At 69.3% G+C, this 26,104-nt stretch carries 20 protein-coding genes; 7 read left to right on the top strand and 13 right to left on the bottom strand.

The genetic code is table 11. The features are described from left to right. The first annotated feature begins 100 nt into the window (after positions 1-100). Entirely contained in the window at positions 101-2,704 is a 2,604-nt protein-coding gene (gene rph / locus JNUCC0626_RS06660) for a rifamycin-inactivating phosphotransferase (RefSeq protein ID WP_394618781.1), read from the top strand. A gap of 16 nt (positions 2,705-2,720) precedes the next feature. Here the strand turns inward: rph and JNUCC0626_RS06655 are convergent, their stop codons facing one another. From JNUCC0626_RS06655 to JNUCC0626_RS06600, 12 genes are all read right to left on the bottom strand, one after another. Continuing rightward, positions 2,721-3,137, bottom strand: a complete 417-nt coding sequence (locus JNUCC0626_RS06655; RefSeq protein WP_394618780.1) for a DUF6892 domain-containing protein — start codon at positions 3,135-3,137, stop codon at positions 2,721-2,723. A 29-nt stretch (positions 3,138-3,166) separates the two neighbouring features. Then, complete coding sequence (gene ppk2 / locus JNUCC0626_RS06650; RefSeq protein WP_394618779.1) at positions 3,167-4,126, bottom strand: polyphosphate kinase 2; 960 nt, start codon at positions 4,124-4,126, stop codon at positions 3,167-3,169. Positions 4,127-4,224: 98 nt separating this feature from the next. Further along, on the bottom strand, positions 4,225-4,827 hold the full coding sequence (locus tag JNUCC0626_RS06645; RefSeq protein WP_394618778.1) for a transglycosylase family protein: 603 nt from the start codon (positions 4,825-4,827) through the stop codon (positions 4,225-4,227). A 256-nt stretch (positions 4,828-5,083) separates the two neighbouring features. After that, on the bottom strand, positions 5,084-5,323 hold the full coding sequence (locus JNUCC0626_RS06640) for a hypothetical protein (RefSeq protein WP_394618777.1): 240 nt from the start codon (positions 5,321-5,323) through the stop codon (positions 5,084-5,086). After that, positions 5,320-6,249 carry a WXG100 family type VII secretion target gene (locus JNUCC0626_RS06635; RefSeq protein ID WP_394618776.1) on the bottom strand — a complete coding sequence of 310 codons (930 nt, stop codon included), beginning with the start codon at positions 6,247-6,249 and terminating at the stop codon, positions 5,320-5,322. Before JNUCC0626_RS06635 ends, JNUCC0626_RS06640 begins: the two co-directional genes overlap by 4 nt. A gap of 5 nt (positions 6,250-6,254) precedes the next feature. Further along, positions 6,255-6,563 carry a WXG100 family type VII secretion target gene (locus JNUCC0626_RS06630; RefSeq protein ID WP_394618775.1) on the bottom strand — a complete coding sequence of 103 codons (309 nt, stop codon included), beginning with the start codon at positions 6,561-6,563 and terminating at the stop codon, positions 6,255-6,257. 53 nt (positions 6,564-6,616) lie between these two features. Next, positions 6,617-7,051 (bottom strand): SRPBCC family protein, encoded by a 435-nt coding sequence (locus JNUCC0626_RS06625; RefSeq protein WP_394618774.1) that lies wholly within the window; start codon positions 7,049-7,051, stop codon positions 6,617-6,619. Positions 7,052-7,111: 60 nt separating this feature from the next. Then, positions 7,112-7,678: a helix-turn-helix domain-containing protein gene (locus tag JNUCC0626_RS06620; RefSeq protein ID WP_394618773.1), complete on the bottom strand. Its 567-nt coding sequence runs from the start codon at positions 7,676-7,678 to the stop codon at positions 7,112-7,114. Between the two features lie 15 nt (positions 7,679-7,693). Further along, positions 7,694-7,999, bottom strand: a complete 306-nt coding sequence (locus JNUCC0626_RS06615) for a hypothetical protein (RefSeq protein WP_394618772.1) — start codon at positions 7,997-7,999, stop codon at positions 7,694-7,696. 30 nt (positions 8,000-8,029) lie between these two features. Then, positions 8,030-9,181, bottom strand: coding sequence for an NAD(P)/FAD-dependent oxidoreductase (locus JNUCC0626_RS06610; protein WP_394618771.1), 1,152 nt, complete (start codon positions 9,179-9,181; stop codon positions 8,030-8,032). Continuing rightward, positions 9,181-9,375: a ferredoxin gene (locus tag JNUCC0626_RS06605; RefSeq protein ID WP_394618770.1), complete on the bottom strand. Its 195-nt coding sequence runs from the start codon at positions 9,373-9,375 to the stop codon at positions 9,181-9,183. The genes JNUCC0626_RS06610 and JNUCC0626_RS06605 overlap by 1 nt, the downstream gene beginning before the upstream one ends. Continuing rightward, positions 9,372-10,586 (bottom strand): cytochrome P450, encoded by a 1,215-nt coding sequence (locus JNUCC0626_RS06600; RefSeq protein WP_394618769.1) that lies wholly within the window; start codon positions 10,584-10,586, stop codon positions 9,372-9,374. Before JNUCC0626_RS06600 ends, JNUCC0626_RS06605 begins: the two co-directional genes overlap by 4 nt. 166 nt (positions 10,587-10,752) lie before the next feature. On the opposite strand from JNUCC0626_RS06600, the gene JNUCC0626_RS06595 reads away from it, so the two are divergent. From JNUCC0626_RS06595 to JNUCC0626_RS06570, 6 genes are all read left to right on the top strand, one after another. Further along, positions 10,753-11,352: a TetR/AcrR family transcriptional regulator gene (locus JNUCC0626_RS06595; RefSeq protein ID WP_394618768.1), complete on the top strand. Its 600-nt coding sequence runs from the start codon at positions 10,753-10,755 to the stop codon at positions 11,350-11,352. A gap of 102 nt (positions 11,353-11,454) precedes the next feature. Then, positions 11,455-11,772 carry a hypothetical protein gene (locus tag JNUCC0626_RS06590; RefSeq protein WP_394618767.1) on the top strand — a complete coding sequence of 106 codons (318 nt, stop codon included), beginning with the start codon at positions 11,455-11,457 and terminating at the stop codon, positions 11,770-11,772. A 92-nt stretch (positions 11,773-11,864) separates the two neighbouring features. Then, positions 11,865-12,716 carry a pyridoxal kinase PdxY gene (gene pdxY, locus JNUCC0626_RS06585; RefSeq protein WP_394618766.1) on the top strand — a complete coding sequence of 284 codons (852 nt, stop codon included), beginning with the start codon at positions 11,865-11,867 and terminating at the stop codon, positions 12,714-12,716. Between the two features lie 174 nt (positions 12,717-12,890). Continuing rightward, a complete protein-coding gene (gene dapB, locus JNUCC0626_RS06580; protein ID WP_394618765.1) occupies positions 12,891-13,637 on the top strand; it encodes a 4-hydroxy-tetrahydrodipicolinate reductase in 747 nt (248 codons plus the stop codon). A 210-nt stretch (positions 13,638-13,847) separates the two neighbouring features. Beyond that, on the top strand, positions 13,848-15,473 hold the full coding sequence (locus JNUCC0626_RS06575) for a (2,3-dihydroxybenzoyl)adenylate synthase (protein WP_394618764.1): 1,626 nt from the start codon (positions 13,848-13,850) through the stop codon (positions 15,471-15,473). 4 nt (positions 15,474-15,477) lie between these two features. Continuing rightward, positions 15,478-16,695, top strand: coding sequence for an FAD-dependent oxidoreductase (locus tag JNUCC0626_RS06570; RefSeq protein WP_394618763.1), 1,218 nt, complete (start codon positions 15,478-15,480; stop codon positions 16,693-16,695). A gap of 58 nt (positions 16,696-16,753) precedes the next feature. Here the strand turns inward: JNUCC0626_RS06570 and JNUCC0626_RS06565 are convergent, their stop codons facing one another. Continuing rightward, a complete protein-coding gene (locus tag JNUCC0626_RS06565) occupies positions 16,754-26,098 on the bottom strand; it encodes an amino acid adenylation domain-containing protein (protein WP_394618762.1) in 9,345 nt (3,114 codons plus the stop codon). Between the last annotated feature and the right edge of the window lie 6 nt (positions 26,099-26,104).

The raw sequence follows: 26,104 nt of genomic DNA, 5'->3' as shown, positions 1-26,104 counted from the left end.
ATAGCGCACCCCGGGGCTTGCGGCAAGACCCCGTCCACCGCGCAGAATCTGCGGCCTGACGCGAGACTCGCAGGCACGGCGATGTGGGGGAACTGCTCGGATGAACGGCTATGTACTCGGATTCGACGAGATCGACGACACGCGAATCGCCCTTTGTGGTGGCAAAGGAGCGCATCTGGGAGAACTGTCCGGAATCGACGGTGTCGCGGTGCCACCCGGCTTCTGCGTGACCACGGAGGCGTTCGACCGCGCCCTGCGGCAGGTTCCGGCGATCGAGGTGCTGCTGGACGGGCTGAGCGGGCTCGCCGAGGACGACCGGGAGGCGATTCGCGAACGAAGTGCGCACCTGCGTCAGGAGATCGAGCGCCTCACCGTGCCGGCCGAAGTCGCCGCCGGGATCACGGCCGCCGTGGCGCTGCTCGGCGACCGGACGGCCTGGGCGGTGCGGTCGAGCGCGACCGCCGAGGACCTGCCGTCCGCCTCGTTCGCGGGCCAGCAGGACACGTACCTGAACGTCGTGGGCGCGGCGGAGGTGCTGCGGCACGTCACCCGCTGCTGGGCCTCGTTGTTCACCGAGCGCGCGGTGACCTACCGGCTGCGCAACGGGTTCGGCCACCACGGGGTGCGGATGGCCGTGGTGGTGCAGCGGATGGTCGTCCCCGACTCGGCGGGCGTGCTCTTCACCGCCGACCCGGTGACGTCGAGCCGCCGGATCTCCTGCGCGGAGGCGGTGTTCGGGCTCGGCGAGGCGTTCGTGTCCGGCCTGGTCAACGCCGACGTCTACCGCGCCCTCGACGAGGAGGTCATCGAGCGGAAGATCGCCACCAAACACATGGCACTCCGCGCCGCGCCCGAGGGCGGTACGCGTGAGGTCGAGGTCGACCCCGCGCGGCGACAGCAGCCGGCGTTGACCGACGCGCAGGTGGTGCGCCTGACCCGGCTCGGGCGCAGGATCGAGGCGCACTTCGGCAGCCCGCAGGACATCGAGTGGTGCCTGACCGGCGACGAGTTCCAGATCGTCCAGAGCAGGCCCATCACCACGCTCTTCCCGATCCCGGAGACCGCGGACGACGACAACCACGTCTACGTCTCGGTCGGTCACCAGCAGATGATGACCGACGCCATGAAGCCGCTGGGGCTCTCCGTCTGGCAGCACACGACGCCGCGGCCGATGGCGGAGGCGGCCGGGCGCCTCTTCGTCGACGTCACGCAGATCCTCGCCGCGCCGCCCAGCCGCACGGCGTTCCTGGAGGTCGCCGACAGGGCGGATCCGCTGATGGGCGACGCGCTGCGCACCGTCCTGGGCCGCACCGGGTTCGTTGCGGCCACCTCGACGTCAGGCCCCTCGTTCCCCGGCACGGAGCAGGCCGACGTCGAGACGGATCCGGACCTCGTCACCGAACTGATCCACCACGCCGAGGCGTCCGTCGCCGCGCTGGAGCAGGCGATCGCGGGCAGGTCCGGGTCCGACCTGGTCGAGTTCGTCCTCGCGGACTTCGAGGAGCTCCGCCGGGTCCTCTTCGCCCCGCGGAGCAACCAGGTGATCATGGCCGGGATGCAGGCGACCTGGTGGCTGAACGAACACCTGGCGGACTGGCTGGGCGAGAAGAACGCCGCCGACACCCTCTCGCTGTCCGCGCCGCACAACGTCACCTCCGAGATGGGGCTCGCGCTGCTCGACGTCGCGGACGTCGTCCGGCCGCACCCGGAGGTCGTCGCGTTCCTCCAGCGCGCGGGCGACGACTTCCTCGACGAACTGCCCCGGTTCCCCGGCGGCTCCGCCGTGCGTGACGCCGTCCTCGACTACCTACGCAGGTACGGCATGCGGTGCGTCGGTGAGATCGACATCACCAGGACGCGCTGGAGCGAACGCCCCGCCGCACTCCTGCCCATGATCCTCACGAACGTCCGGAACTTCGCCCACGGCGCCGCCGCGCACCGCTTCGAGCAGGGCAGGCAGGAAGCGCAGGCCCAGGAACAGGAGGTCCTCACCCGCCTGCTCCCCCTCCCCGACGGGGAGCGGAAGGCCGCCGAGACCAAGGCGATGATCGACCGCGTGCGCACGTTCGTCGGCTACCGCGAGTACCCGAAGTACGGGATGATCAGCCGCTACGCCGTCTACAAGCGGGCTCTCCTGCAGGAGGCCGGGCGTCTCGTCGCGGCGGGCCTGCTCCAGTCCGAAGAGGACTGCTTCTTCCTGACGCTGCAGGAGTTCCACGACCTCACGCTGACCGGCCGCGACTACGGAAACATCGTCCGCGCCCGCCGGGACGCCTTCCGGACGTACGAGGCGCTCACCCCTCCGCGCGTGCTGACCTCCGACGGCGAGGCCATCAACGGCCGCTACCGCCGCGACGACCTGCCGTCCGGCGCGGTGTCCGGCCTCGCCGTCTCGGGAGGCGTCGTCGAGGGCAGGGCACGCGTCGTCCTGAACGTCGCGGACGCCGACCTCGAACCGGGCGACGTCCTCGTCACCGCCTACACCGACCCGAGCTGGTCGCCGCTGTTCGTGGCGGTCGCGGGACTGGTGACGGAGGTCGGCGGCATGATGACGCACGGCGCGGTGATCGCCAGGGAGTACGGACTGCCCGCCGTGGTCGGCGTCGAGGGTGCGACCCGGACCATCGAGGACGGTCAGCGGATCAGGGTGAACGGGACCGAGGGGTTCGTCGAGATCCTCGACGAACCGACGAAGTCGGACTGACCTGCCGAACCGCGGGTCAGAGCCAGTCCGCCTCGATCCCGCGGGCACGCAGCGCCTCCAGCGCCCCCTCGTCGCCCGTGTAGAGGAGGGTCATCGACTTCAGATTGGGGAAGTACTGCACGTCGGCGAACTCGTGGACGTCGAACAGCCCGTCCTCGCCGTCCCAGCCCGGCGCGATCTCCAGGTAGATCTCGTTGCCGCCGTCCAGGTAGATCTCGGTGATCTTGTCGGCGAGCTCGACCGGCACTTCGAGCGCCGCGAAGTAGGCGAGGGCCTCCGGCACCGCCTCGAAGCTGCCGTCGTCGTAGGTGAAGCCCTGCTCGGCAGCGTGGTCGCGCAGGCTGAACTTCGGCAGGAGTTCCTGGTTGTACATCAGCTCCTGGACGACGGCGAGCTTGAAGTTGGCGTCGACGAAGGGAATCGGCTGGCTCATCCCCGCACCGTACGTGGACGGACGTGCGGTCACGGGTGCAGGCCCGGTCCCGGCTCGGCGGCGGGCGCGATCGGGGTGGGGCTCAGGCTGGTGGCGTCCTCGCCCTCCTCCAGGAGCGTGTCGGCGGCGCCCACCACGAGCACGTCCGGCGTGCCGACCGCCTCGACGTCCTTGTCGGCGTAGTCGAAGCGAGCGAGAACGCTGCGCATCGCCTCGATGCGCGCCCGCTTCTTGTCATTGCTCTTGACCACCGTCCACGGCGCGATCCGGGTGTCCGTGGCGCGCAGCATGGCCACTTTGGACTCCGTGTAGTCGTCCCAGCGGTCGAGCGACTTGATGTCGTTGGGGCTGAGCTTCCACTGCCGCACCGGGTCGATCTGGCGGATGACGAACCTGGTCCGCTGCTCGTCGCGGGACACCGAGAACCACAGCTTCACGAGCAGGACCCCGTCCTCGACGAGCATCTGCTCGAACAGCGGGGCCTGCCGCACGAACAGGTCGTACTCCTCGTTCGTGCAGTAGCCCATGACGTGCTCGACGCCGGCGCGGTTGTACCAGGACCGGTCGAACAGCACGATCTCCCCCGCCGTCGGCAACTCGCGGACGTAGCGCTGGAAGTACCACTCGCCACGTTCCCGCTCGCTCGGCTTGCCGAGGGCGACGGTCCGCGCGCCCCGCGGATCGAGGTGTTCGGTGAAGCGCTTGATGGTGCCGCCCTTGCCGGCGGCGTCGCGGCCCTCGAAGAGGACCACGAGCCGCTGCTCGGTGTCGGCCACCCAGTACTGGAGCTTCAGCAGTTCGATCTGCAGCAGCCGCTTGAGGCGCTCGTACTCCGGGCGGGGCATCCGTTCGGAGTACGGGTAGTTCTCCCGCCAGGTGTTCACCGGGGAACCGTTGGCGTCCAGCAGGGTCGGCTGGTCCGCGTCGGAGAAGTCGGCCGTGTACCCCTCGACGAGGAGGTCACCGGAGGCGAAGGTCAGGTCCGTCACGAATTCGTACATACCCGACGTAACCGCCCCGCAATCACGCGGGCGACCTCGGGCGTGCGGCGGCCGCACGCCCGAGGTCGCCCAGCCGATCGACCCGGCTACCTGGTCACGATCTTGTCGCCGGGCTTGATGAGGTCCGGATTGGTCAGGTGGTGCGCGTTCTTCGCCACCAACGCCTGCCAGCCGCCCTCGACGCGCAACTGCTCGGCGATGCCGCTGAGCGTGTCACCGACCTTGATCTCGTAGTCGCCGTCGGGGTTGCTGGTGGACGGCGGGGCCACCGGCACCACTGGCGCCACCCGGGAAACGGCCTTTCCGGCGGTCGTGCCGCGTCCCTGCCGGACGGGCTGTGCCTGAGGCTGCCCGCCGTTCGCCCCGCGTCGCCCGCACGCACCCCACGCCCCGAGGCCTTGCGTGCGCAGGACGTTCTCCGCGACGCGGATCTGCTCTTCGCGGGAAGCCTGGTGGGCGCTGCCCGAGCCACCGTTGGCCTGCCAGGTCGACGGGCTGAACTGCAGTCCGCCGGAGTAGCCGTTGCCGGTGTTGGTCGACCACCTGCCGCCGCTCTCGCACTGCGCGATCCGGTCCCAGTCGACCGGTGCCGACGCCGACGCGATGGCGCCGGTCGTCGTGATGAACGCGGTCGCGGAAACGGCGACGAGCACGGCACGGCCAGCGAAGTTGCCACGGAGATGACGCATGTCCCTTTTCGGGCCCCGTCCTGCTCTCGCCGCTGCCGGCGCCTGTCCCACGGGGGCTTGATCCGTGATGTGGCAGGGCCTGCCGCTGGACAGGTGAGCGCACGGCCGGCCCTGGTGCTGCAGCGGCTCCGGGAGCCGCAGGCAGGACCGTAAGAACAACTTCGGGGATCCGCACGACCGGAGGCGGACAAGATCACTCAATCGGTGGTGATCTTGGCTGAGAGGTTTCGGGCCTGGTACAGGTGTCCCGCCAGGGTCACCAGCTGTCTTCGAGCCGGACCTCGTAGCCGTCGTCCTCGGCCGGTCGCCGGGCCGGGGGTGCCTTCGGCACGGGAGGAGCGGCCGCCCGGAGTTGCTCACCTCGCCGCTCCGCCGCCTGCGCCTGTCCGGCCAGCACCGCGGCGTGCTCCCGCAACGCCGCGAACGACCGCGTGCCGTGCTGGGTCGTGTCGGCGATGCGGGCGCGGAAGCGGAGCAGGTCGGCGTCGTCGATCATGCGCCCATGTCCTGCTTCAGCTTGTGGAACGTCTTCGCTTCGGAGTGCTTGGTGAGCAGGTCGAGCATCGCCCGGTAGTTCTCCGACATCGTCCGCTTCACGGAGTCGGTTGCCTGGTACCAGAAGCCGATGAGCATCGGGATGCCGCTGACCTGGTTCCGCGACTCGGTCAGCACGGTGTTGATGTCCCGCTTGTGGTCGACGCCCTCGGTCCACTCCCAGCCGTACCAGCGGTACCACTTCTCGGTGGCGATGTGGTTGGAGGCGAAGGCCCTGGCCACGGTCCTGCGCCCGTTCACGCTCGGATCCCAGCCGATCGGCATGTCGTAGGCCTCGCCCTGCCCCGGTTCCTCGCCGTGGCAGCCGATGCCGCACAACGGGATATGGTCGATCTTCTCGCCGTCGAGGCGGTGCACCTCGTGCGGCTTCGGCACGCCCTCGAACGCGAAGAGCCTCTCCGAGAAGTCGCGGTAACCGTTGCCACCGTAGAGTTCGCGTGCCTTGCGCATCGTCTCGTCGACCGCTTTGCCCGCGTTCTGCGCCGAACTGCCGTACGCGGCCAATGCGATCAGGAGTTGCCGGACCCGTTCCTGGAAGGCGTCCGCCGCCTCACCGTCCCACGCGTCCTCGATCTTCACCGCGCCGTCCTTCAGGCACCGCGCGATGTCGGCGAGGCCCGCGGCCAGACCGGACAGCCGGGCACCCTCCCGTTCCACCTTTCCCCACTGCACACCGGAGATCTCGGTGCGCTTCGCGCCGGGCTGCGGCTGCAGGTCCAACCGCAGTTTCTCGTCGTACTCCGGCAACAACTTCTCGACACCGCGGTCGAGCGGCTGCCCGATCTCGTCGGAGCTCTCGCCCGTGCCGGCGGTGTCGAGCATCGTCCGCTTCATCTCGTCGACCGCGTCCGGCTTCGCGAAGTCCATCGCCGTCACCCCTGTCCCGGCCGGTGCACGGCGTCCATCCGCACGCGCTGGGCGTCGTCGGCGCCGACCATCGTCTCGGCGGACTCGACCATGGTGGTGCGCAGGTGTTCCAGCACGTCCGCCAGGTCGCCGAGGTCGAGATCGATCCGGTCGAACTGCCGGACGAACTCGGTGCCCTCGGCGTGCCACGACTCACCGAGATCGGTCTCGGTCAGCTCCGGTTTCATCATCGACGAGCGGATCTCCTCGACCTGCTCGCGCGCCGCGTCGAACACCTCGGCGAAGGCGGCGATGGCGTCCTTGTCGTACTTCACCGGGCCAGCATGGCAGCGGCCGCCATCACTGCGCGGACGTTTCCGGACTTCGCCTACATTTTGGCCGAATGCTCCGCCAAACCGTTCGCCATGCCCTGCATGAATTCCTGCAGGTAGGCCGGAAACGCCTCGCGCATCTCCTCAGCCACCACGTACTCGCCGCGCCAGTGGATCCGCGTGCCGCCGTCCGACTCCTGCAGCTCGATCGTGGCGCGGTAGTCGGACAGGAACGGGTTCTCGACGCCCTCGTAGCCGAACACCCGCTCGGGATCCAGCGCCGTGATCCGTTCCTTGGTGACGACGTCGCCGGTGCGGAAGGCCCGGGTCGCCCCGACGCCGTCCCGGCCGTCCGGCGAAAGGCCTTCGGACTGGCCGATCTCCAGTGCGTCGATCGGTGTCCAGGACGGCCAGCTCCGCGCGTCCAGCAGCAGGGTCCACACCGCTGAAGGCGACGCCGCTGATTCGGCCGTCACGTCGTAGTCGCTCATGCGGCCGACGGTAGTGACGGCCCCGCCCGGCGAGGAATGCGCGAGATTGCGGGCTGCCGATCAGGAATTGCGGTAGACCGACGGCCGAACGCCGGTGTGCCGGGCGAAGGCGGTCGACAGGGCGCCCGGACTGGCGAACCCGCACCGCCGCGCGATCTGGGCGATCGGCAGGTCGGTGTCGCGCAGCAACCGCTTCGCCTCCTCGATCCGCAGTCCGGTGAGGAAGCGGTGCGGCGTCTGCCCGGTCGCGCGCTGGAAGACCCGCACCAGGTGGTAGACCGACAGGTGTACCTCGCCGGCGATGTCGGCCAGGGTGAGCGGCTCCGCCAGCCGCTCACGCATCATCGCCACGGCGGCGCGAACCCGCGTGTCCTCCCGGGTCGTGCGCGGCACGGCCACCCGCACGTGCCGGGTGAGCAGGTGCACGGCCAGGAACGCCGAGGCGGACTCGGCGTAGAGCTCGTCGGCCCCGGTGGCGGCGCCGACAGCCCGCATCGCCTCCTCGACCAGCGGATCACCGGCGTTCACCGACTCGGCCACGGCTTCGAAGTCCACCTCGTCGCCACCCAGTCGCACCGCGGCCGAGTCGACGACGTCACGCGGGATGTGCACCTGAAGGCTCCGCATGGCACCGTTTCCGCGCTAACTGCGCACGGACGGATGGTCCGGGATCACCAGTTCCAGCCGCCCGGGAACCCACGACTGCCGGACGAGCTTTCCGTGCCGCTGCGTCTCCATCACCGCTGTGCCGGAGAGGGGCAGGACGAGGTGCAGGTCGGCGGTTCCCGGCAGCGCCATGTCGTCGACGACCGGCGCGTGCTCGAACCGTTGCACCAGAAGGGATCGCCAGCCCTCGCTCTCCCAGCTGCAGTACGTCCGCCGCACGTAGCCGGTCTCGTCGAACCCGACGTACGGCTGGAGGTCGAAGCGCGCGGAGTCGAACACCACGAGCCGACCCTACCGCCCGCGTGCGGCCGGTCAGATCAGTTGCCGGTCCTGGCGCACCTGCTTCGCCATGTTCCACCCGAGCACACCGACGACCCGGCCGTGCTCCAGGTAGTGCGCGACGAACCTCCCCTCGGCGATCCCGCCGTGGGCCACCACCATCTCCGATCCGGCCGGGAACACGCCGTACGCCTGGATCTTCACGTCGAACTGGTCGGTCCAGAAGTACGGCACGGGCGCGAACGGGGTCTGCGCGCCGAGCAGGGCCCGGGCCACCGCCATGCCCTGCTCGGTGGCGTTCATCCGGTGCTCGACCCGCATCAGGCCACCGAAGTGCGGGTTGACCCAGCGGGCCACGTCGCCGGCCGCGTACACGTTCTCCGCGGCACGGCAGGTGGAGTCACAGAGCACGCCGTCGTCCACCGGCACGCCGGAGCCGGCGAGCCAGTCCGTGACAGGGGCCGCGCCGATCGCCACCAGCACGACGTCCGCGCGCAGCAGGGTTCCGTCGGTCAGTTCGACCGCCGACACCGCGCCCTCGCCGTGCAGCGCGGCCACACCGGTCCCGGTACGCAGCCGCACACCACCTTGTTCGTGCAGTGCGGCGACCGCTTCCGCGACCTCGGCACCGAACTGCCGGACGAGCGGCAACGGCAGCGGGTCGACCACCGCCACGTCGAGGCCCAGGCGCCGGGCCGACGCCGCCGCCTCCGTGCCGAGAAATCCCGCCCCCACAACGACTACCGACGACGCCCGCAGCAGATCTCCGCGCAACGCCAGGGCGTCGTCCACAGTCCGCAGCACGTGCACGCCGGCGAGGTCGTGGCCGAACGGCAGCTCGCGCGGGCGGGTTCCGGTGGCGATCACCAGACCGTCCCACGCGACCTGCTCGCCGGTGGAGAGCGAGACCGTGCGGCGGTCGAGGTCCAGACCGACCGCGGCGCTGCCGAGCTTGAGCTCGATCCCGTTGCCGGCGTACGCGGACTCGGGCCGCAGCAGCGTTCGTTCCGGTTCCCAGGTGCCCGCCAAGACCTGTTTGGACAGTGGTGGCCGGTCGTATGGGAGCGCTTTCTCGGCTCCTACGAGGACGAGCTCGCCCCGATAGCCCTCGCGGCGCAGCGTCTCGGCGGCGGTGACGCCGGCCGCCGAAGCGCCGACGACGACCACCCGGTCGAGGTCTGCCACTACTTGTCCACCACGATCGCCAGCGCCGGGCACAGCAACGCGGCGTGCTCGGTGGCCGCCTCCAGGTGCGCGGGCGGGTCCTCCACCAGCAGGACGACCATGCCGTCGTCGTCGCGCTGGTCGAACACGTCGGGCGCCGCGAGCACGCACTGGCCGGCACCCACACAGGCGTCCACGTCGATCCGGACCTTCATCGCGCGTCCTCCCAGGTGACCGGCAGGGCGCGGACGCCGTAGACCAGCGCGTCGTTCTTGAACTCGACGTCCTCGAACGGCACCGCGAGCCGCAACGTCGGGATCCGCTGGTGCAGCCGGGCGAACACCTCCTGCAGCTCGACCCTGGCCAGCTGCTGCCCGAGGCACTGGTGGATCCCGTACCCGAACGCCAGGTGCGCGGTCGCCTCGCGCTTGAGGTCGATGCGGTCGGCGTCCGGGAACACCGACTCGTCGCGGTTGCCCGCCGATAGCGCGGCCACGAGCCACTCCCCGGCCTTGATCTCCTCGGCACCGATGGTCACGTCGCCGATGGCCTGCCGCAGCACGCCGAACTGCACGATCGACAGGTACCGCAGCATCTCGTCGACGGCGGTGCCCGCGAGTTCCGGGTCGGCCCGCAGCGCTTCGAGCTGATCGGGCTGCCGCAGCAACGCCAGCGTGCTGAGCCCGATCATGTTGGCGGTCGTCTCGTGCCCCGCGATCAGCAGCGTGATGCCCAGCGTCACCAGCTCCTCGACGCTCAGCTCCTGACCGTTCTCCCTGGCCCGCACGATCAGTCGGCCCAGCAGGTCGTCCGTCGGCGCCGCCACCTTGGCCAGCACCAGGTTCGTCATGAACCCGACGACCTCCTGGTTGGCCTTCGCGAGCGCCTCGGGGTCGCTGGTGGTGCCGACCAGCACCGCGGTCTGCTCCTGGAAGTGGTCGCGGTCGGCGTAGTCGACGCCCAGCAGTTCGCAGATCACGAGCGACGGGATCGGCAGTGCGAAGTCGGCCACGAGGTCGACCGGACCGCCGTGGGCGAGCAGCGCGTCGAGGTGGTCGTCGACCAGTCGCTGGACGTAGGGCCGCATGGCCTGGATCCGCTTGACGGTGAACTCCGGCGTCAGCAGTCGCCGCAGCCGCGCGTGGCCGGCACCGTCCATGTTCAGCAGACTGCCGGGCGCCACCGGCCGCTCGAGCACACCGCCCGCCACCACGTGCGTGGACGGCGCGGCGTGGGAACTGAGGTTCGGGTTGGTGAGCATCGCCCGCACGTCGGCGTACCGGCTGACCACGCGCGCCTCGACGCCGACCGGGCAGGTCAGCGCGGCCGTGCCCTCCCGCTCCCTCAGCTCGGCGTACTCGGCGGGCGGGTCGAACGGGCACCGGGCGTCCCGCGCGGTGGGGAAAGCCCCGGTCTGGGTGTCCACGCCGGCCTCACTCACGGTCGAGCCCGCTTCCGTCGAAAATAATGGCAGTCTCTGTCACTTGACCGATGCTGCCAGACGGCACTCCCTGCCGCAACGACTGCCAGATGACAGCCACTGCCACCTGGCAGTGCTACGGTTCGAGGTCTGCCAGAGGGAGGGGCACGCCGTGGGCTTGCGTGAGACGAAGATGGAACGCACCCGGCGGTTCATCGCGGACACCGCGTTCGACCTGTTCGTGGCCCAGGGCTACGACGCGACCACGATCGAGCAGATCGCCGCCGCGGCCGAAGTGGGCCCTCGCACCCTCTACCGCTACTACCCCACCAAAGAGGCGCTGGTAGCCAGCTTCGTGGACAACGGCCTCAACGCCGCGATGGACGCCTTCGAGGCGCAATCAGACGACACTCCACTGTCCGAAGCGCTCTACGCGGTGGTGGACAGCGTCGAACGAACGATCACGGCGAACTCGGCACGCCTGCTGGCCCTGTACGAGATCTTCTACCGCACCACGGGCCTGCGCGCGGGCCTCGCCGACCTCGACTGGTCGTGGCGCCAGCGGCTGGCCCAGGAGATCCTCCGCAGGTCGGGCGACACGGCAGACCCCTTGTTCGCCACGCTGACCGCCGCCAGCACCATGAACGTCATCGAGGTCATCGTCCAGACCTGGACCGCGGACGGCGGCGCCACCGACGTCGCGGACATCACCCGCGCCACGCTGAAACTGTTGCGCACCAACACGATCCCGGTCCCCACCCCCGCCGGCTGACCTGGTCGTTCCACTCGCGGTGTCGGTCGTTCGACCCACTGCGCCCAGCCGCGCGCCTGGCTATTTTGATCTTTCAACGCCCCAAAAGCTTGAAGGAGCACCATGACCACCACCCGGCGCGTCATCACCGGCCTGGCCACCGCGACCCTGGTCATGTCAGCCCTCACAGCGGGCACCGCGACGGCGGCCACCAAGGGCCGGATCGTCATCAACAACAACTGCGGCAAGGCGGTCTCGACGACGATCCACCGCACCAACGGCTCGATGATCGCGGGCACCGCGGCCGCCCCCGCGGGCAGCAGCTTCGGCTACCCGGTCTACCCCGGCACCTACGTGGTGCGGGTGCCCGCCGGTGCCAAGACCGTCAAGGTCCTCGACGTCAGCCCCAAGGCGCACGCGGTCATCGTCAGGGCCTGCTGACCTGCGCGGACGTGGTTTCAGGCCCGCACCACCGCCACGTCGGCCAGGCCAGGCGGCACGGCGGTGGCCGGGTGTCCGTCTAGGGTGGACGGATGAAGGTTCTGTCCATCCAGTCGGTCGTCGCCCACGGCCACGTCGGCAACTCCGCCGCCGTGTTCCCGCTGCAGCGCATCGGGGTCGAGGTCGTCCCGATCCCCACGGTGAACTTCTCCAACCACACCGGGTACGGCGCGTGGCGCGGTCCGCTGCTGCCGCCGTCGGACGTGGCCGAGATCCTGCTCGGGGTGGAGGAGCGCGGGGTGTTCGGGCAGGTCGACGCCGTGCTGTCCGGCTACCAGGGCGGCACCGGGATCGCCGATGTGATCATCGACGCGGTGCGCCGGGTGAAGGCCGCGAACCCCGAGGCGCTCTACGCGTGCGATCCGGTGATGGGCAACGCCAAGTCCGGGTGCTTCGTCGCGCCCGAGATCCCCGTGCTGCTGCGCGACCGGGTCGTGCCGGTCGCGGACATCATCACCCCGAACCAGTTCGAACTGGGCTTCCTCACCGGTACCGAGCCGGCGAGTGTCGAGGAGACGCTGGCGTCGGCCGACCTCGCCCGCGAAATGGGGCCGTCGACCGTGCTGGTCACGAGCGTCGAACGGCCCGACCGGGCGGAGGGCACGATCGAGATGCTCGTCGTGGACCCCGCCGGGGCGTGGCTCGTGAGCACGCCGCACCTGCCGTTCAAGGCGAACGGGTCGGGCGACGTCACGGCCGCGTTGTTCACCGCCCACTACGTGCAGACGAAGGACGCGGCGCTGGCGTTGGAGCGCACCTCGTCGAGCGTCTTCGACCTGATCGACCTGACCTACCGCTCCGGCGAGCGCGAGCTGCGACTGGTGCAGGCGCAGGAGTTCTACGCGGCGCCGCGGATGCAGTTCAAGGCCGAGCAGGTGCGCTGAGACTCAGCGAAGTCCATTGAGGACGGACCCGGACACGACGCCACACCTCTGTTCCACCGCACCCCGAACGTCGCCGAAGCAGGCCGCAGCCGAACGGTCGAACGCACCGGCAGCTCCCAGCCTGTGAGACTCAGCGCACTAGAGTCGGCCGTGAACGTAGGTTAGGCTACCCATATGACTCGAGTTGCTGTGTTGGGGGCCCGCGGGCGCATGGGTGTGGCGTCGGTCCGCGCGATTGAGGCCAGCTCTGACTTGACCGTGGTATCCGAGGTCGACATTGATGACGACGTGCAGGACATCCTCGACCACAACGCCGATGTAGTGCTCGTGTTCTCCCCGCCGGACGTCGCCCACGAGCAGGTCCAGTGGTGCATCAAGAACGGGCTGCACGTGGTGGTCGGCAGCTCCGGCTTCGACGAGCGCTCCATCGAGCAGATCCGCGACGCGCTGGTCGACCACGCCGACGTCAGCGTGTTCGTCGTGCCGAACTTCTCGATCAGCGCGGTGCTGATGACCAGGTTCGCCACGAAGGCCGCCCCGTACTTCGAGTCCGTCGAGATCATCGAGATGCACCACCCCGGCAAGGTGGACGCGCCGTCCGGAACGGCGCAGCACACGGCCGAACTGATCGGTCGTGCTCGCGCCCAGGCCGGGTGCGCGCCGTCGCCCGACGCCACCTACCTCGACCCGCACGGCGTGCGCGGCGGGAAGATCGAGGGCGTCTCCGTGCACTCGGTCCGCGTGCGTGGATTCATGTCGTCGCAAGAGGTGTTGTTCGGCGTCGACGGCGAGATCCTGCGGCTGCGGTACGACTCCGTGACGCGCGAGTCGCTCATGCCCGGCGTGCTCACCTCGCTGCGCGCGGTCTCGAACCTCACCGGAGTGACGGTCGGCCTCGACGCCGTGCTGGACCTCGGCTGACACGAAGCAACACCAGGACGACGGTGGGGACCTGGCGCTGACCGGCGCCGGGTGTCGACCTCACCGTCTTCCAGCGTTACCAACGTGATCCGGTCACGTGAGTGATCGACACCGAGCGTTTTCTGTGGCGGATCTTGCACCGCTTTTCGAGGTGACCTTAGGGTAGCCTTCCCTTCACGGGCTGGGAGGCAGCTCCTCGAAGGGAAACCAATGAGCATCGAACCGCTGGCGCTTGACGGGGTCGTTCCGTTTCCGCCGGAGACGGCAGCCGAGTACGTCGCCAAGGGGTACTGGCGCGATCAGACGCTGCCGGAGTTGCTGTTCGCCACCGCAGAGCGTTGTCCTGACAAGCTCGCGGTGATCGACCGCAAGGCCGAGTTGACCTATGCGGAGCTCACGGACGAGGTGCTGCGCCTCGCGGCCGGCCTGCAGGATTTAGGTCTGCAGCGGGGCGACCGAGTGGTGGTGCACCTGCCCAACATCTACGAGTACATCGCCATCGTTTTCGCGTTGTGGGAGCTCGGGGTTGTTCCGATCGTCGCCCCGGTCGCGCACCGGCGTGCCGAGATCGAGCACTTCATCGAGATCGGCGAGGCGCGGGCGTACATCACGGTCGCGTCGGACAGCGGCACGGACCTCGCCGCGATGGCCGCCGACCTGAAGCAGAAGTGGCCCCATCTGGAACACACCGTGGTGCTCGAACCCAACGGTGGCGGCGACGAGTACAAGGCGTTGCAGTCGAAGGGATCGCTCGAGCACGCACGGCGGTGCAGCCCGCAGGACGTCGCGCTGTTGCAGATGTCCGGCGGCACAACGGGTGTGCCGAAGCTGATGCCGCACACGCACCAGACGTACGGCTACGCGCTGCGGCGCAGCGTCGGCGAACGCGGCATCACCGAACGCACCGTGCACCTGCTGGTCATCCCGATCTGCCACAGCATGTCGACGCGGTCGCCCGGCTTCCTCGGCGCGTTCAGCGTGGGCGCCACCATCGTGATCGCCCCGAACGGCAGCCCCGACACGGCGTTCCCGCTCATCGAGAAGCACGGCGTGACCCGCGCTTCGCTGGTGCCGCCGATCCTGCTGGCCTGGCTGAACTCCTCGCTGCGCAAGCGTTACGACCTCTCCAGCCTGAAGACGCTCATGTGCGGCGGCGCGAAGCTGACCGAATCCGTGGCGAGCCGGGTCGAGCCGGAGTTCGGCGTGCAGCTGTCGCAGAGCTTCGGCATGGGCGAAGGCCTCGTGGTCAGCAATCCCGCCGATGTCGACCGCGCCACCAGCGTGCGCTACCAGGGCAAGCCCGCCTCGGAGGCCGACGAGTGCATCGTCATCGACGACGAGGGCAACGAGGTTCCTCCGCACGCGGCCGGTCACCTGTTGACGCGAGGGCCGTCGGTCATTCGCGGCTACTACCGCAACCCCGAGCAGAACGCGCTGGCGTTCACCCCGGACGGCTACTACCGCACCGGTGACATCGTCGAGCGCGACGAGCGCGGGTTCATGAGGGTCGTCGGACGGTCGAAGGACCAGATCAACCGGGGCGGCGAGAAGATCGCGCCGGAGGAGCTGGAGAACGCACTGCTCACGCACACCGGCGTGCACAACGTCTCCGTCGTCGGCGTCGACGACGACGTGCTCGGCGAACGCATCAAGGCGTACCTGATCCCCCGGACGCCGGAGAGCGCGGCCGACCTCACCCTGGCCAAGCTGCGCCAGTTCCTGCGGGACAAGGGACTCGCGACGTTCAAGCTGCCCGATGTCGTGGAGGTCGTCGCGGAGTTCCCGTACACCGCGGTCGGCAAGGTCAGCAAGCGTCTGCAGCGCGAGCTGAGCTAGCCGCATGCCGAACCAGAACACACGTGTCCTCGTCGTGGGCGCGGGCCCGGTCGGCATGGTCTGCGCGCTGGCGTTGAACCGGCACGGCATCCCGGTGACCGTGCTCGAAGCAGAGCCCGCGCCGGTGAAGGACCAGCGCGCGGCGACCATCCACCCGAGCACGCTGGAGATGCTCGACGAGTTGGGCGTCACCGAGAAGATCCGGGACCACAGCCTCCTGTCGAGCATCTACCGCTTCCACGACCGGCCGACCGGGGAAGTCGTGGCGGAGTTCGATCTCGGCCGCCTGAAGGACGAGATCCGGTTCCCGTACGTGCTCCAGTTCGAGCAGTACAAGCTGACCGCCGCCATCTCCGCGGAGTACGCGAACGAGTCCGACTTCGACGTGCGGTTCTCCCACACGCTGACCGGGCTGACCGAAACCGCGGACGGCGTCGAGGTGGAGTACACCTCCCCCGCCGGTCCGGAACGCATGACGGCGGCCTACGTCGTCGGTTGTGACGGTGGCCGTTCGACGGTGCGCAGGCTCGCCGGCATCGAGTTCGAGGGGTTCACCTACCCGGAGCGGTTCATCAAGATCGCGACCAGCTTCGACCTGCAGTCGGTCAAGCCGGATCTGGTGTACCGCAACTACTTCTCGGACCCCAACGAGTGGGCGAACGTGTTCAAGGTGAGGGGGGAATCGCCCGAGGGGCTCTGGCGGGTGATCCTGCCGATCGGCCAGGACGAGGACGACGCCACCGCGTTGTCACCGACCCGCGTCGAGGAGCGGTTGCAGAAGTTCCTGCCGAAGAGCGGCCCGTACCACGTCGAGTACCGCGACGTGTACGGAGTCAACCAGCGCGTGGCCGCGACCTTCCGGCAGGGACGTGTGCTGCTCGCCGGCGACAGCGCGCACGTGAACAACCCGATCGGCGGCATGGGGATGAACGGCGGCATCCACGACGCCGTCAACCTGACCGAGAAGCTCGCGAAGGTGCTCGCGGGTGCGGCTGACGATCTGCTCGACCTGTACAGCCGCCAGCGTCGCCATGCGGCGGTGAACTACGTGCAGGCCCAGACGATCGCCAACAAGCGGTTGCTGGAAGAACGCGATCCCCAGGTGCGTCAGCAGAAGCTCGACGAGATGCGCCGCACCGCCGAGAAGTTCGACACCGCGCGCGCCTACATGCGGCGCGCGGCCCTGTTCGACAGCCTGCAGGACGCTGCCGCCGTCGTCTGAGCGACTCGAAGCCTGGTGCAACACGGTTCGCCGTGCTGCACCAGGCTTCGGGTTTTTCTCAGCGGGCCAACAGGTTCGTCAGCAGCGGTCCCCACTTCAACAGCCCAGAGTCCGGCTCCAGGATCGACTGGTGGTCTTCGTCCTCCGCGAGGAAGAACGCGAAGTTGGTCAGGTGCCCCGACCATCCCAGCGCGTCCTCGCGGCCCAGTTCCGCCACTCGGGGCGTGTGGGTCGCGGACGACGCGATCACGAGCGCCTCGATGTCGAGAACTCCCTTGGTCGGCGTCGACGTCAGGACGTCACAACGGCGGCCCGCCGTCTCGACGGCCTTGAGCTGCTTCACGTCGGCGACCAACTCGGTGTACGCCTCCTCGCCGAACGCCTTGCGCATCTCGTCGTGCATCGACTCGGCGCCACCCGGTCGTTCGGTGAGCTCCGTCGTGTTCTCCGAACCGGCGGGCATGGCGTCGACGATCACCAAGGGGCGCACGCGTTCTCCTCTGGCGAGGAGTTGGCGTGCCACGGCGAACATGATGTGTGCGCCGTAGGACCAACCGAGCAGCTCGTACGGTCCGGCCGGTTGCAGTCCCTGGATGACGTCGGCGTAGGTGGCGGCGAGGCTGTCGAGGTCGTCGAACTCGACGTCCAGGCCGATGATCGCCGGATCGTCGATGCCGACCAGCCCGACGCCATCCGGCAGGTACGGCGCCAGTTCCGAGTACATGGAGGAGGCACCGAACTTCGGGTGCGCGCAGAACAGCGTGCGCCCGTTCGCCGACGGGGTGAACCAGGTCGCGATCGAGGAGATGTCGGCCTCGGGATCGGCGTCCGGGTGCATCTTCTTGTCCAGCAACGCACTCAGCTCGCCGATCGTCGACGCGGTGATGACGTCCCGCATCGCCGTGTTCACGGGGAACTTGCGGTTCATCTGCGAGGCCAGTCGCATGGCCGCGAGTGAGTGCCCGCCCAGCCGGAAGAAGTCGTTGGCAGCGCCCAGGACAAGACCCTCGTCGAGGTCGAGCACGTCGCGGAAGATCGCGGCGAGCGCGAGTTCCGTGTCCGTCTCCAGCGCCCGGCCCGTGCCGAGTCCGGACGCGGCCACGTCGGCCGGGGGCAGGGCCCGGCGGTCCAGCTTCCCGGTCGGGGTGAGCGGGAACGAGTCCACCAGGACCAGGGCTGCCGGGACCATGTAGTCCGGCAGGAACTTGGTCAGGTGGTCGCGCAACTGCTCGCTGATGTCGCCGTCCACTGTGGAGCTGTAGTAGGCGGCCAGCTGCTTGCCCGTGGAGTGTTCGAAGGCGACCACCTCGGCGCGCGTCACCTCCGGGAACTTCTGCACCACGTCCCGGATCTCGTCCGGTTCGATGCGGTAGCCGCGGATCTTGATCTGTTCGTCGGCGCGGCCGAGGTAGTCGATCATCCCGTCGTCGTTCCAGCGGGCGAGGTCGCCGGTGCGGTACATGCGTTCCGCCGGTTCCCACGGGCAGGCGACGAACCGTTCGGCGGTCAGCGCGGACTGGCCCCAGTAGCCGCGCGCGGTGCCGTCACCGGCGAGGTAGAGCTCTCCGGCGACGCCGGGCAGCGCGGGGTCCAGGTTCTCGTCGAGGATGTACGCGCGGGTGTTGAAGATCGGCGTGCCGACGCTCGACGTGGTGCTGTCGGCCAGGTCGGCACCGAGCGCGTTGATCGTGTATTCCGTTGGCCCGTAGAGGTTGTAGGACTCGACACCGGGTGCGTCGCGCAGTTGTTGCCACAACCTGTCCGGGACGGCCTCGCCGCCGAGGGAGACGAACACGACGCCGGGCGCGTCGGAGGCCACGGACCTGCCTGCCGGCCGGTCCCGGTCGAGCAGGCCCTCTTCGACGAGGAGTTGACCGTAGGACGGGGTGACGTCGAAGCCGTCCATCCGCGTCTCGTCGTAGTGCGCGAGCAGGCGCTGGTGGTCGCGGCGCATCTCCTCGTCGATGACGTGCACCTCGTGGCCGTTCAGCAGCCAGAACAACTGCTCCCACGAGGCGTCGAAGGAGAACGACGTGGTGTGCGCGATCTTCATCCGGCGACCCTGTTGGTGGGCCACCACCCGGTCGAAGATCTTCTCGACGTGGTTGACGTACATGGTCGTCAGGCCGCGATAACCGACGGCGACTCCCTTGGGCCGCCCGGTCGTGCCCGAGGTGAAGATGATGTACGCGAGGTTGTCGAGGGAGATCTCCCCGCCTCGTTCGGCCGCCGTGATCGGCGCTGTGTCGGCCCGGGCGAGGTGATCGAGCGTCGTCGCGTCGTCGAGGTTGATCGCCTTGCCGACGTTGCCGGTGAGCCGCTCCACGTCGCGGTCGGTCACCAGGGTGACGGTCGGTTCCGCGACCTCGATCATGTAGCCGATCCGCTCGTCCGGCAGCTCAGCGTCCACCGGAACATAAGCAGCCCCCACGGCGAACACCGCGAACATCGCGATGACCATCCGCTCGTCACGCGGCAGGAGCAGCGCGACCCTGTGCTCGGGGCGCACTCCCCCGTCCAGGAGCAGGCGGCCGTAGCGGTTCACCTCGGCGAAGAACTCCGTGAAGGTGAACACGCGATCTCCGGCGACCAGCGCCGTTTCGTTGCCGGACAACAACACCTGCCGGTCCAGCAACTCGGCGACGGTGACCGGCTCGACGTCGCGGACGAGGTCGGCGGCGACACCCGTGTGCGGGGTGGTCTCGTCCGCGAGCAGCGCGGACATCGTGCCGACGGGCTCGTCGAGCCGGCGGGTGAGAGACGTGAGCACCTGCACGTAGCGGCGCAGCACCTGCTCGGCGGTCGGGGCGTCGAACGCGTCGCGGCGGTAGGACAGGCGCACGTGCACGGTCGCCGACCCGTCGCGTTCCTCCGGGTCGATCGCGAACGTCACCGGGTAGTGCGTCGCGTCGTCGACCTTCGCGCCGACGACCCGCAACCCGTCTCCGTCCGCCCCGGTGCTCTTGCCCAGCGGCACGTTCTGCACCACGAACAGCGTGTCGAACAGCACCGGCACGCCCGCGTTCGTCTGGATCTGGGTCAGCGCGGCCTGCGGGTAGTCGATGACGTGCAGCTGCTCGGACTGGACCCTGGCGAGCAACTGCCGGTTCGTCTCGAACGGCGGCAGGGTCATCCGCATCGGCACGGTGTTGAACAGCAGGCCGATGATCCGGTCGGCGTCGGGCAACGACGGCGGCCGCCCGGACACCGTGTTGCCGAACACGACGTCGTTGCTGCCGACGAGCCGGCTGAGCGCGATGCCCCAGGCGGTCTGGAGCAGGGTGCCCACCGTGACCCCGGCTTCGCGCGCGGTGCGGAACACCGTCGCGGCCTCTGCCGGGCTGAGGTCGAGGTGCAGCTCACCGGTCTCGCTCTGCGCGTCCCCGAGGTCGGGGCACAGCAACGTCGGGCCGGACAGCTCGGCGAGGTAGTGGTCCCAGGCACGGTAGGCGGCTGCGGGGTCCTGGTCGTCGACCCAGTCCAAATAGGACCGGAACGACGCCGGTCGCACCCTCTCGGCGTAGCCGTCGTCCGCGTAGACGCTGAGAATCTCGCCGAACACCGCGTTGATGGACCAGCCGTCGAGCAGGATGTGCTCGAAGCTCATCACCAACGTCCACTCCTGGTGGCCGTGTTCGAGCAGCGTGAACCGGATCAGCGGTGGCGTCTCGAAGTCGAACGGCTCCCCTCGCTCGGCCGCCAGGAACCGCTCCACGTCGACGCCGCCGTCACCCCACTCGTCCAGCCGGATGACCCGCACGGGGACCTCGACGCCGGACGGGATCACCTGCACGTCGCCCGGCGGGACGAACGCCGCCCGCAGGTTGGGGTAGCGCTCCATCGTGACGGCGATGGACGCCAGCATCCGCTCGGGATCGAGATCTCCCGCGAGCTGCCGGGTGACCTGCGAGACGTAGGTGTTGTGGTCGTCGGATTCCTGCGACCGCAACAGGTGGTAGAACAGGCCGCGCTGCAACGGCGCGAGCGGCAGGATCTGCGCGTCACGCCCGTACCGGGCCCGGATGGCTTCTTCCTCGCCGGGCGTCAGCGTGACCCGGTCCGCGCGCCGCAGCGTGAACGCGTCCCTGCGCTCGCGGCCGGCCGCGGGGACGCCGGCGTCGGCGATCTCCTCGGCGATGGTGGCGGCCAGCGCCGTCGTGTCGACGTCGACGGCGGGCGCCGACTCGGCCCAGACGCGGACCACGCCGCCCGAGACGTGGACCTGGATGCCGAGTCCGTCCTCGGGCACACCGACCGCCGCGACCGGCTCCGCGAGGCTGCGGAACACACCTACCCGAATCCGCGGGATCGGAAGGTCGTCGAAGAAGCGGCTGAACCGGGAGTGTCCGGCCAGCGCGGCGTACTCGGCCGCGCGCTGCGGACTCAGTCCGGCGGCATCGCGGTCGTCGAGCAGCACGGGGAACCTGCGGGTCCTCAACGGACCGTCGGACTCGTGGAACTCCACGACCAGGTCGCCTTCCGCGATCCCGGCCAGGGCCCCGGCCACGGCCGCCAGCACGACGGACGGCAGGGAAGTTCCGTCCGCGACGGAAACCTGACGGGACGCCGTACCGCTCGACGCCGCCGAGTCGCCTCGCTGCGGCAGCACGGTGTCGCTCGCGTCGGCGAGCTGATCTACCCAGTCCTCCCAGAACGGGTCGTCGAGGACAGCCGCCAGTGCGTCGTCCTCGTACCCGGCCGCAGCCGCGCCTGGGACGACGATCATCGGAACCTTCGCCTGATACGCGGTGACCAGCTCGGTGAGCTTCTCCTTCACCGCGTCCAGCAGCTCGGGGTTGCCGGTCTCGGCGACCAGGTCACCGGCACCGTCGTCGCGGACCGCCAGCCGCAGGGTGTGACCGACGTGGTCGATCGCCGCCCGCCAGAACGGAGCCGCGGTGATGTCGAAGTCCTCCAGCGGCAACCGGAAGCGGCTGGCGCCGTCGTCGGCCTTGGCCCGGTTGTCGTCGTCAGCGCGGACGATCTGGGCGAGTTGCGCGACCGTCACCTCCGGGTGCCGGGCGCCGAGCACGAGGAACCGCGCGGTCTTGCGCAGCAGTCGTGCCGTGGTGTCGGCCGAGAACAGCTCGCGGGCCGCGTTCAGGTTCACGCCGAACGCCCCGCCGGGAAGCCTCTCGATGCTCGACACGAGATCGAACAACGCGGGCTGTGCCGCCAGCGGGCCGTCCGCCGTGGTCGAGGTGTAGTTGGTCAGCGGCGAATCCGCCCCCGAATCCCCACCGCGATCCACGTACGCGGCCATCACCTGGAACAGCGGGCTGATCCCGACCTGGCGCGGCGGGTTCACCGCCTCGACGACGTGCTCGAACGGAACGAGCTTGTGGTCGGCGGCTTCGAGCATCCGATCACGGCAGCGCAGCAACGACTGGGCGAAGCCCGCCTTCACGTCGACGTCGGCGCGCACCACGACGGTGTTCACGAAGTACCCGATGAGGTCCTGCAACTCGGGCTGGTCGCGCAGGCTGGCCGGGGTGCCGATGGGCACCGCGTCACCGGCGCCTTCGTCCCACAGCGCCAACGAGAACGCCGCGATCAACGCCTGCAGCGGCGTTGCCTTGTGCTCGACCAGGAACTCGTCGACCACGGCCGTCTCCTCGCCGGTGAGCGAGGTGGTGGCCGGTCGGATGGTGCGTTCCTCGGAGGCGTCGCGGGACTGGTCGAGCGGCAGCACGGTCTCCGTCGGCAGCTCCGCCAGCACGTCCTGCCAGTACCGCAGATCCGCCTGGTAGCGGGACTCCGGGTCCTTCCGGCTGCCCAGCACGTGCCGCTGCCAGACCGCGAAGTCCGCGTACTGGATCGACAGGGGCGCGACCTCGGTGGCACGGCCGTCGACCGCTTCGAGGTAGAACTCGTTCAGCTCCTGCACCAGGATCCCGAAGGAGTCCGCGTCGGTGACGATGTGATGCCCGTAAGCGATCAGGACGTCGCCGTCGGAATGCCGCAGCAGGTGGAACTTCAGCCCGAACTCGGTGGTGAAGTCGAGCGGCAGCGCGGCCACCTGGGCGATCTTGTCACCGAGCGGCTCGTCACCGACCTCCTCGACCTCCAGGACCGAGGTGTCGCCGTCGGGTTCCGCGCAGATGATCTGCCGCAGCGACGAGGACTCCTCGTCCGGCACCAGGATCGTGCGCAGGATCTCGTGACGGGCGACCACCCTGCGGACCGCCGTGTCCAGCGCGTCCAGGTCGAGCCGCACGCCCGCCTGCAGCACGATCTCGGTCCGGTAGACCGAACGCCCGGCGATCTGCTCGGTGAACCACAGGGACTGCTGCCCGTAGGAGACCGGGATCAGGTCGGGGCGGGGCAGGTCGCCGATCTGCGTACCGGACGGCTCGACGGTGCCGGTGTTGGTCTCGGCGATGCGGGCGAGGTCGCTGACGCGGGGGTGGTCGAAGACGTCGCGGAGGGTCAGCGCGGTGCCGAGGTGGGCGTTGGCGCGGGCGACGACCCGTGCGGCCAGCAGCGAGTGCCCGCCCAGGCGGAAGAAGTCGCTGTCCACGCCGAGATCGGTGTCGCCGTCGAGGTGCAGCACGTCGCGGAAGATGCCGGCGAGGGCGACCTCGGCGGCGGTGCGCGGTGACCGGCCATCGGCCGCACCCGCGGCGAGGTCCGGTTGCGGCAACGCCTGACGGTCGAGCTTTCCGTTGGGGGTGACCGGGAATCGGTCCAGGCGCGTGAACGTCGTGGGCATCATGTAGTCCGGCAGCGACTGGGCGAGGTGCTCGCGCAGGGTGTCGAACAGCGCAGCGTCCTCGGTACCGGACGTGGTCACGTAGGCCGCGAGGTACTTGCCACCGGCGGGGTGGTCCAGGGCAACGACGGCGGCACCGGACACCGCCGGGTGCCGTTCGAGGACCGCACGGATCTCGCCGGGCTCGACCCGGTGTCCGCGGATCTTCACCTGGTCGTCGCTGCGACCGAAGTATTCCAGCTGCCCCAACGAGTTCCAGCGCACCACGTCGCCGGTGCGGTACAGCCGCGCGCCGTCGTCGCTGAACGGGTCGGCGACGAATCGGTCCGCGGTCAGGCCAGGGCGGGCGAAGTATCCGTCGGCGAGTTGCACGCCACCCAGGTAGAGCTCACCGGCGACACCGACCGGCACCGGACGCAGCCACGCGTCGAGAACGTGCGCGGTCGTGTTCGCGACCGGTGCACCGATCGAGGTGTCGCCGGTGATGACGACCGCCGTGCCGTCGCCGGTGACCTCGGACGAGCCGTAGAAGTTGTGCAGGGTTGCTTGTGGCGCAGCGGTGCGCATGGTGTCCGCGGTGCCCGAGGTGAGCGCTTCACCGGACGAGACCCAGGACCGGACCGAGGTCAGCGCTGCCGGTGCGTCGTCGTGACGGACGAGCACGTCGGCCAAACTGGGCACGGTCAGCAGATGCGTGACCCGATGCCGGGCGATCGTGGCGAGCAGGCCCGCCGGGTCCTGCGCGGTTTCCGCTGGCACGACAACGATTCGGGCACCGGCGATCATCGGCCCGAACAACTCGGTCACCGCGTCGACGAACCCCACGCCGCTCTTCGACAGCGCCACGTCGTCCGGTGAGTAGTCCAGTACCCGCTGGCCCCAGGCGAGGCGGTTGACGAGTGCGCGGTGCGTGAGGGTCACGCCCTTCGGATTGCCCGTCGTGCCCGACGTGAAGATCACCACGGCGGCGTCGAGTTCGTTCAGCGACCGGGACAACGCCGGGGCGATCTCGGCCAGGTGCTGCGGCACTTCGGTGATGACCAGCGCAGGTGCGGCGGTGTCGAGGATGTACTCGATGCGGTCCGCCGGGTACCCCAGGTCGATCGGCACGTACGCCGCCCCCGCGCGCCACACCGCGGCCAGCGCCACGACCAGGTCCACCGAGCGCGTCATGGCGATGGCGACCCGGTCCCCCACCCGCACACCCTGCTCGACCAGGTGGTGAGCGAAGGCGTTCACCCGTGCGTCGAACTGGCCGTAGGTGAGTTCGACGCCGTCGGCGACGATCGCGACCGCGGTCGAATCGGCCTCGACCCGTCGGCGCACCAGCTCGTCCACTGTGGACGGAGGGACGTCGAGAGTCTCGCCGCTCGCCCACTTCAGGTCCGGACCGGCATCGGATGTGAGTCCGGTGCTCAGGTCGTGCAGGGTTCGAGCCGGAGACCCGTCGAACGCTGTGGTGAGGAACTGACTGAACTGTTCGGCGTGCCGCAGCGGGTCACCGATGGTGGAGCCCGTGGACAGCTCCAGCCGGATGCCGGTGTCGGCGTTGCGATACACCGCGAGGTCGAGCGATCCGACCGGACCGGTGCTGATCGTTTCGGAGACCGCCTCGACGTCACCCAGGTGCGGAGTCGAGTCGAAGAGCCTGATGTTGATCGTCGGCAGCGTGAGGTACGAAGCCTGGCCGCCAGGCCACAAGCGGGCGATCTGGTGATCTTCCACGGTCGTGTGCCGCCGAGAAGTCCTCAACTGGCCCGCGACGATCGCCAGCACATCAGCAAAGGACTCGTAGGGGCTGATCTCGGTGACGACCGGGATCGCGCGCGAGATCGCACTCGGCGTCTTCAGCGACTCGCGATCATCGCGCAACATCAGGGGAACCCGGACCGCGACGACGTCACGCCCCTCGGCCAGAGCGGTGTACACGCCCCACAACGCGATCAGCGAGTCGGTCCAGGAAACCCGTGCCGTGCGAGCGAACTGCTGCACCTTCGAGTAGGTGTCGTCAGGAACCGGGACGACCACCGGCCGGCTCGACGACACGAAGACCCCGGACAGGTCCTCCCCGTTCTCCAGGCTTGCGGACTCGACGCCGAGAACGCCACTCCAGTACGCGACACCCTCTTCGAGCCCGGTGCCGGAGTTCTGGGCGTCCGTGATGTTCTTCACGCTGCCGAACCAGCGCTCCGGAATCGCCTCACCGGCGTGCGTCGCGGAGTAGACCTCGGCGACGCGGCGGATGAACAGCGAGATGCTGTAGCCGTCCACGAGCAGGATGTTGGTGATCAGGATCCACGCCCAGGTGCCGTTCTCCCGGCGGATCAGGGTGGAGCAGGTCGCCGGCTCTCCCGCGGTGGCCGCCGGTCCGATGAGCTGCTCGCGGGCCAGCGCCCGAATCCGGTCATCGGCGAGGCCGGTGTCGACGATCTCCGTCGCGAGCGTCGCGGCGTCGTCGATGACCTGGAACGGAACACCGTCGTCGTCGCTGAACCGCACCCGCAGCGCCTCGGTCTCCGCGAACACCGCGCTCACCGAGGACGCGAACACGGCCGGATCCACCGGACCGGGAAGCCAGATCAGCTGACCAGCGCAGAACACCGAGGACTCGGGGGCAAGCTTCCGTGCCACCCAGTTGCCCCGCTGGCTCGCAGTCAACTCCGCACGATCGAAAGCCGTCAACGGAAGCACACCCAC

Origin of the sequence: Lentzea sp. JNUCC 0626 (assembly GCF_043632865.1) — a bacterium.
Lineage (GTDB): Bacteria > Actinomycetota > Actinomycetes > Mycobacteriales > Pseudonocardiaceae > Lentzea.
The sequence above is the reverse complement of the archived record's forward strand: the minus strand, read 5'-3'. Positions and strand labels throughout refer to the sequence as shown.

Coding starts and splice junctions, on each gene's coding strand:
- JNUCC0626_RS06620 (WP_394618773.1), bottom strand. CDS start 7,678: ATGCGGAGCCTTCAGGTGCACATCCCGCGTGACGTCGTCGACTCGGCC.
- pdxY (WP_394618766.1), top strand. CDS start 11,865: ATGAAGGTTCTGTCCATCCAGTCGGTCGTCGCCCACGGCCACGTCGGC.
- JNUCC0626_RS06635 (WP_394618776.1), bottom strand. CDS start 6,249: ATGGACTTCGCGAAGCCGGACGCGGTCGACGAGATGAAGCGGACGATG.
- JNUCC0626_RS06655 (WP_394618780.1), bottom strand. CDS start 3,137: ATGAGCCAGCCGATTCCCTTCGTCGACGCCAACTTCAAGCTCGCCGTC.
- dapB (WP_394618765.1), top strand. CDS start 12,891: ATGACTCGAGTTGCTGTGTTGGGGGCCCGCGGGCGCATGGGTGTGGCG.
- rph (WP_394618781.1), top strand. CDS start 101: ATGAACGGCTATGTACTCGGATTCGACGAGATCGACGACACGCGAATC.
- JNUCC0626_RS06625 (WP_394618774.1), bottom strand. CDS start 7,051: ATGAGCGACTACGACGTGACGGCCGAATCAGCGGCGTCGCCTTCAGCG.
- JNUCC0626_RS06590 (WP_394618767.1), top strand. CDS start 11,455: ATGACCACCACCCGGCGCGTCATCACCGGCCTGGCCACCGCGACCCTG.
- JNUCC0626_RS06640 (WP_394618777.1), bottom strand. CDS start 5,323: ATGATCGACGACGCCGACCTGCTCCGCTTCCGCGCCCGCATCGCCGAC.
- JNUCC0626_RS06645 (WP_394618778.1), bottom strand. CDS start 4,827: ATGCGTCATCTCCGTGGCAACTTCGCTGGCCGTGCCGTGCTCGTCGCC.
- JNUCC0626_RS06605 (WP_394618770.1), bottom strand. CDS start 9,375: ATGAAGGTCCGGATCGACGTGGACGCCTGTGTGGGTGCCGGCCAGTGC.
- JNUCC0626_RS06570 (WP_394618763.1), top strand. CDS start 15,478: ATGCCGAACCAGAACACACGTGTCCTCGTCGTGGGCGCGGGCCCGGTC.
- JNUCC0626_RS06575 (WP_394618764.1), top strand. CDS start 13,848: ATGAGCATCGAACCGCTGGCGCTTGACGGGGTCGTTCCGTTTCCGCCG.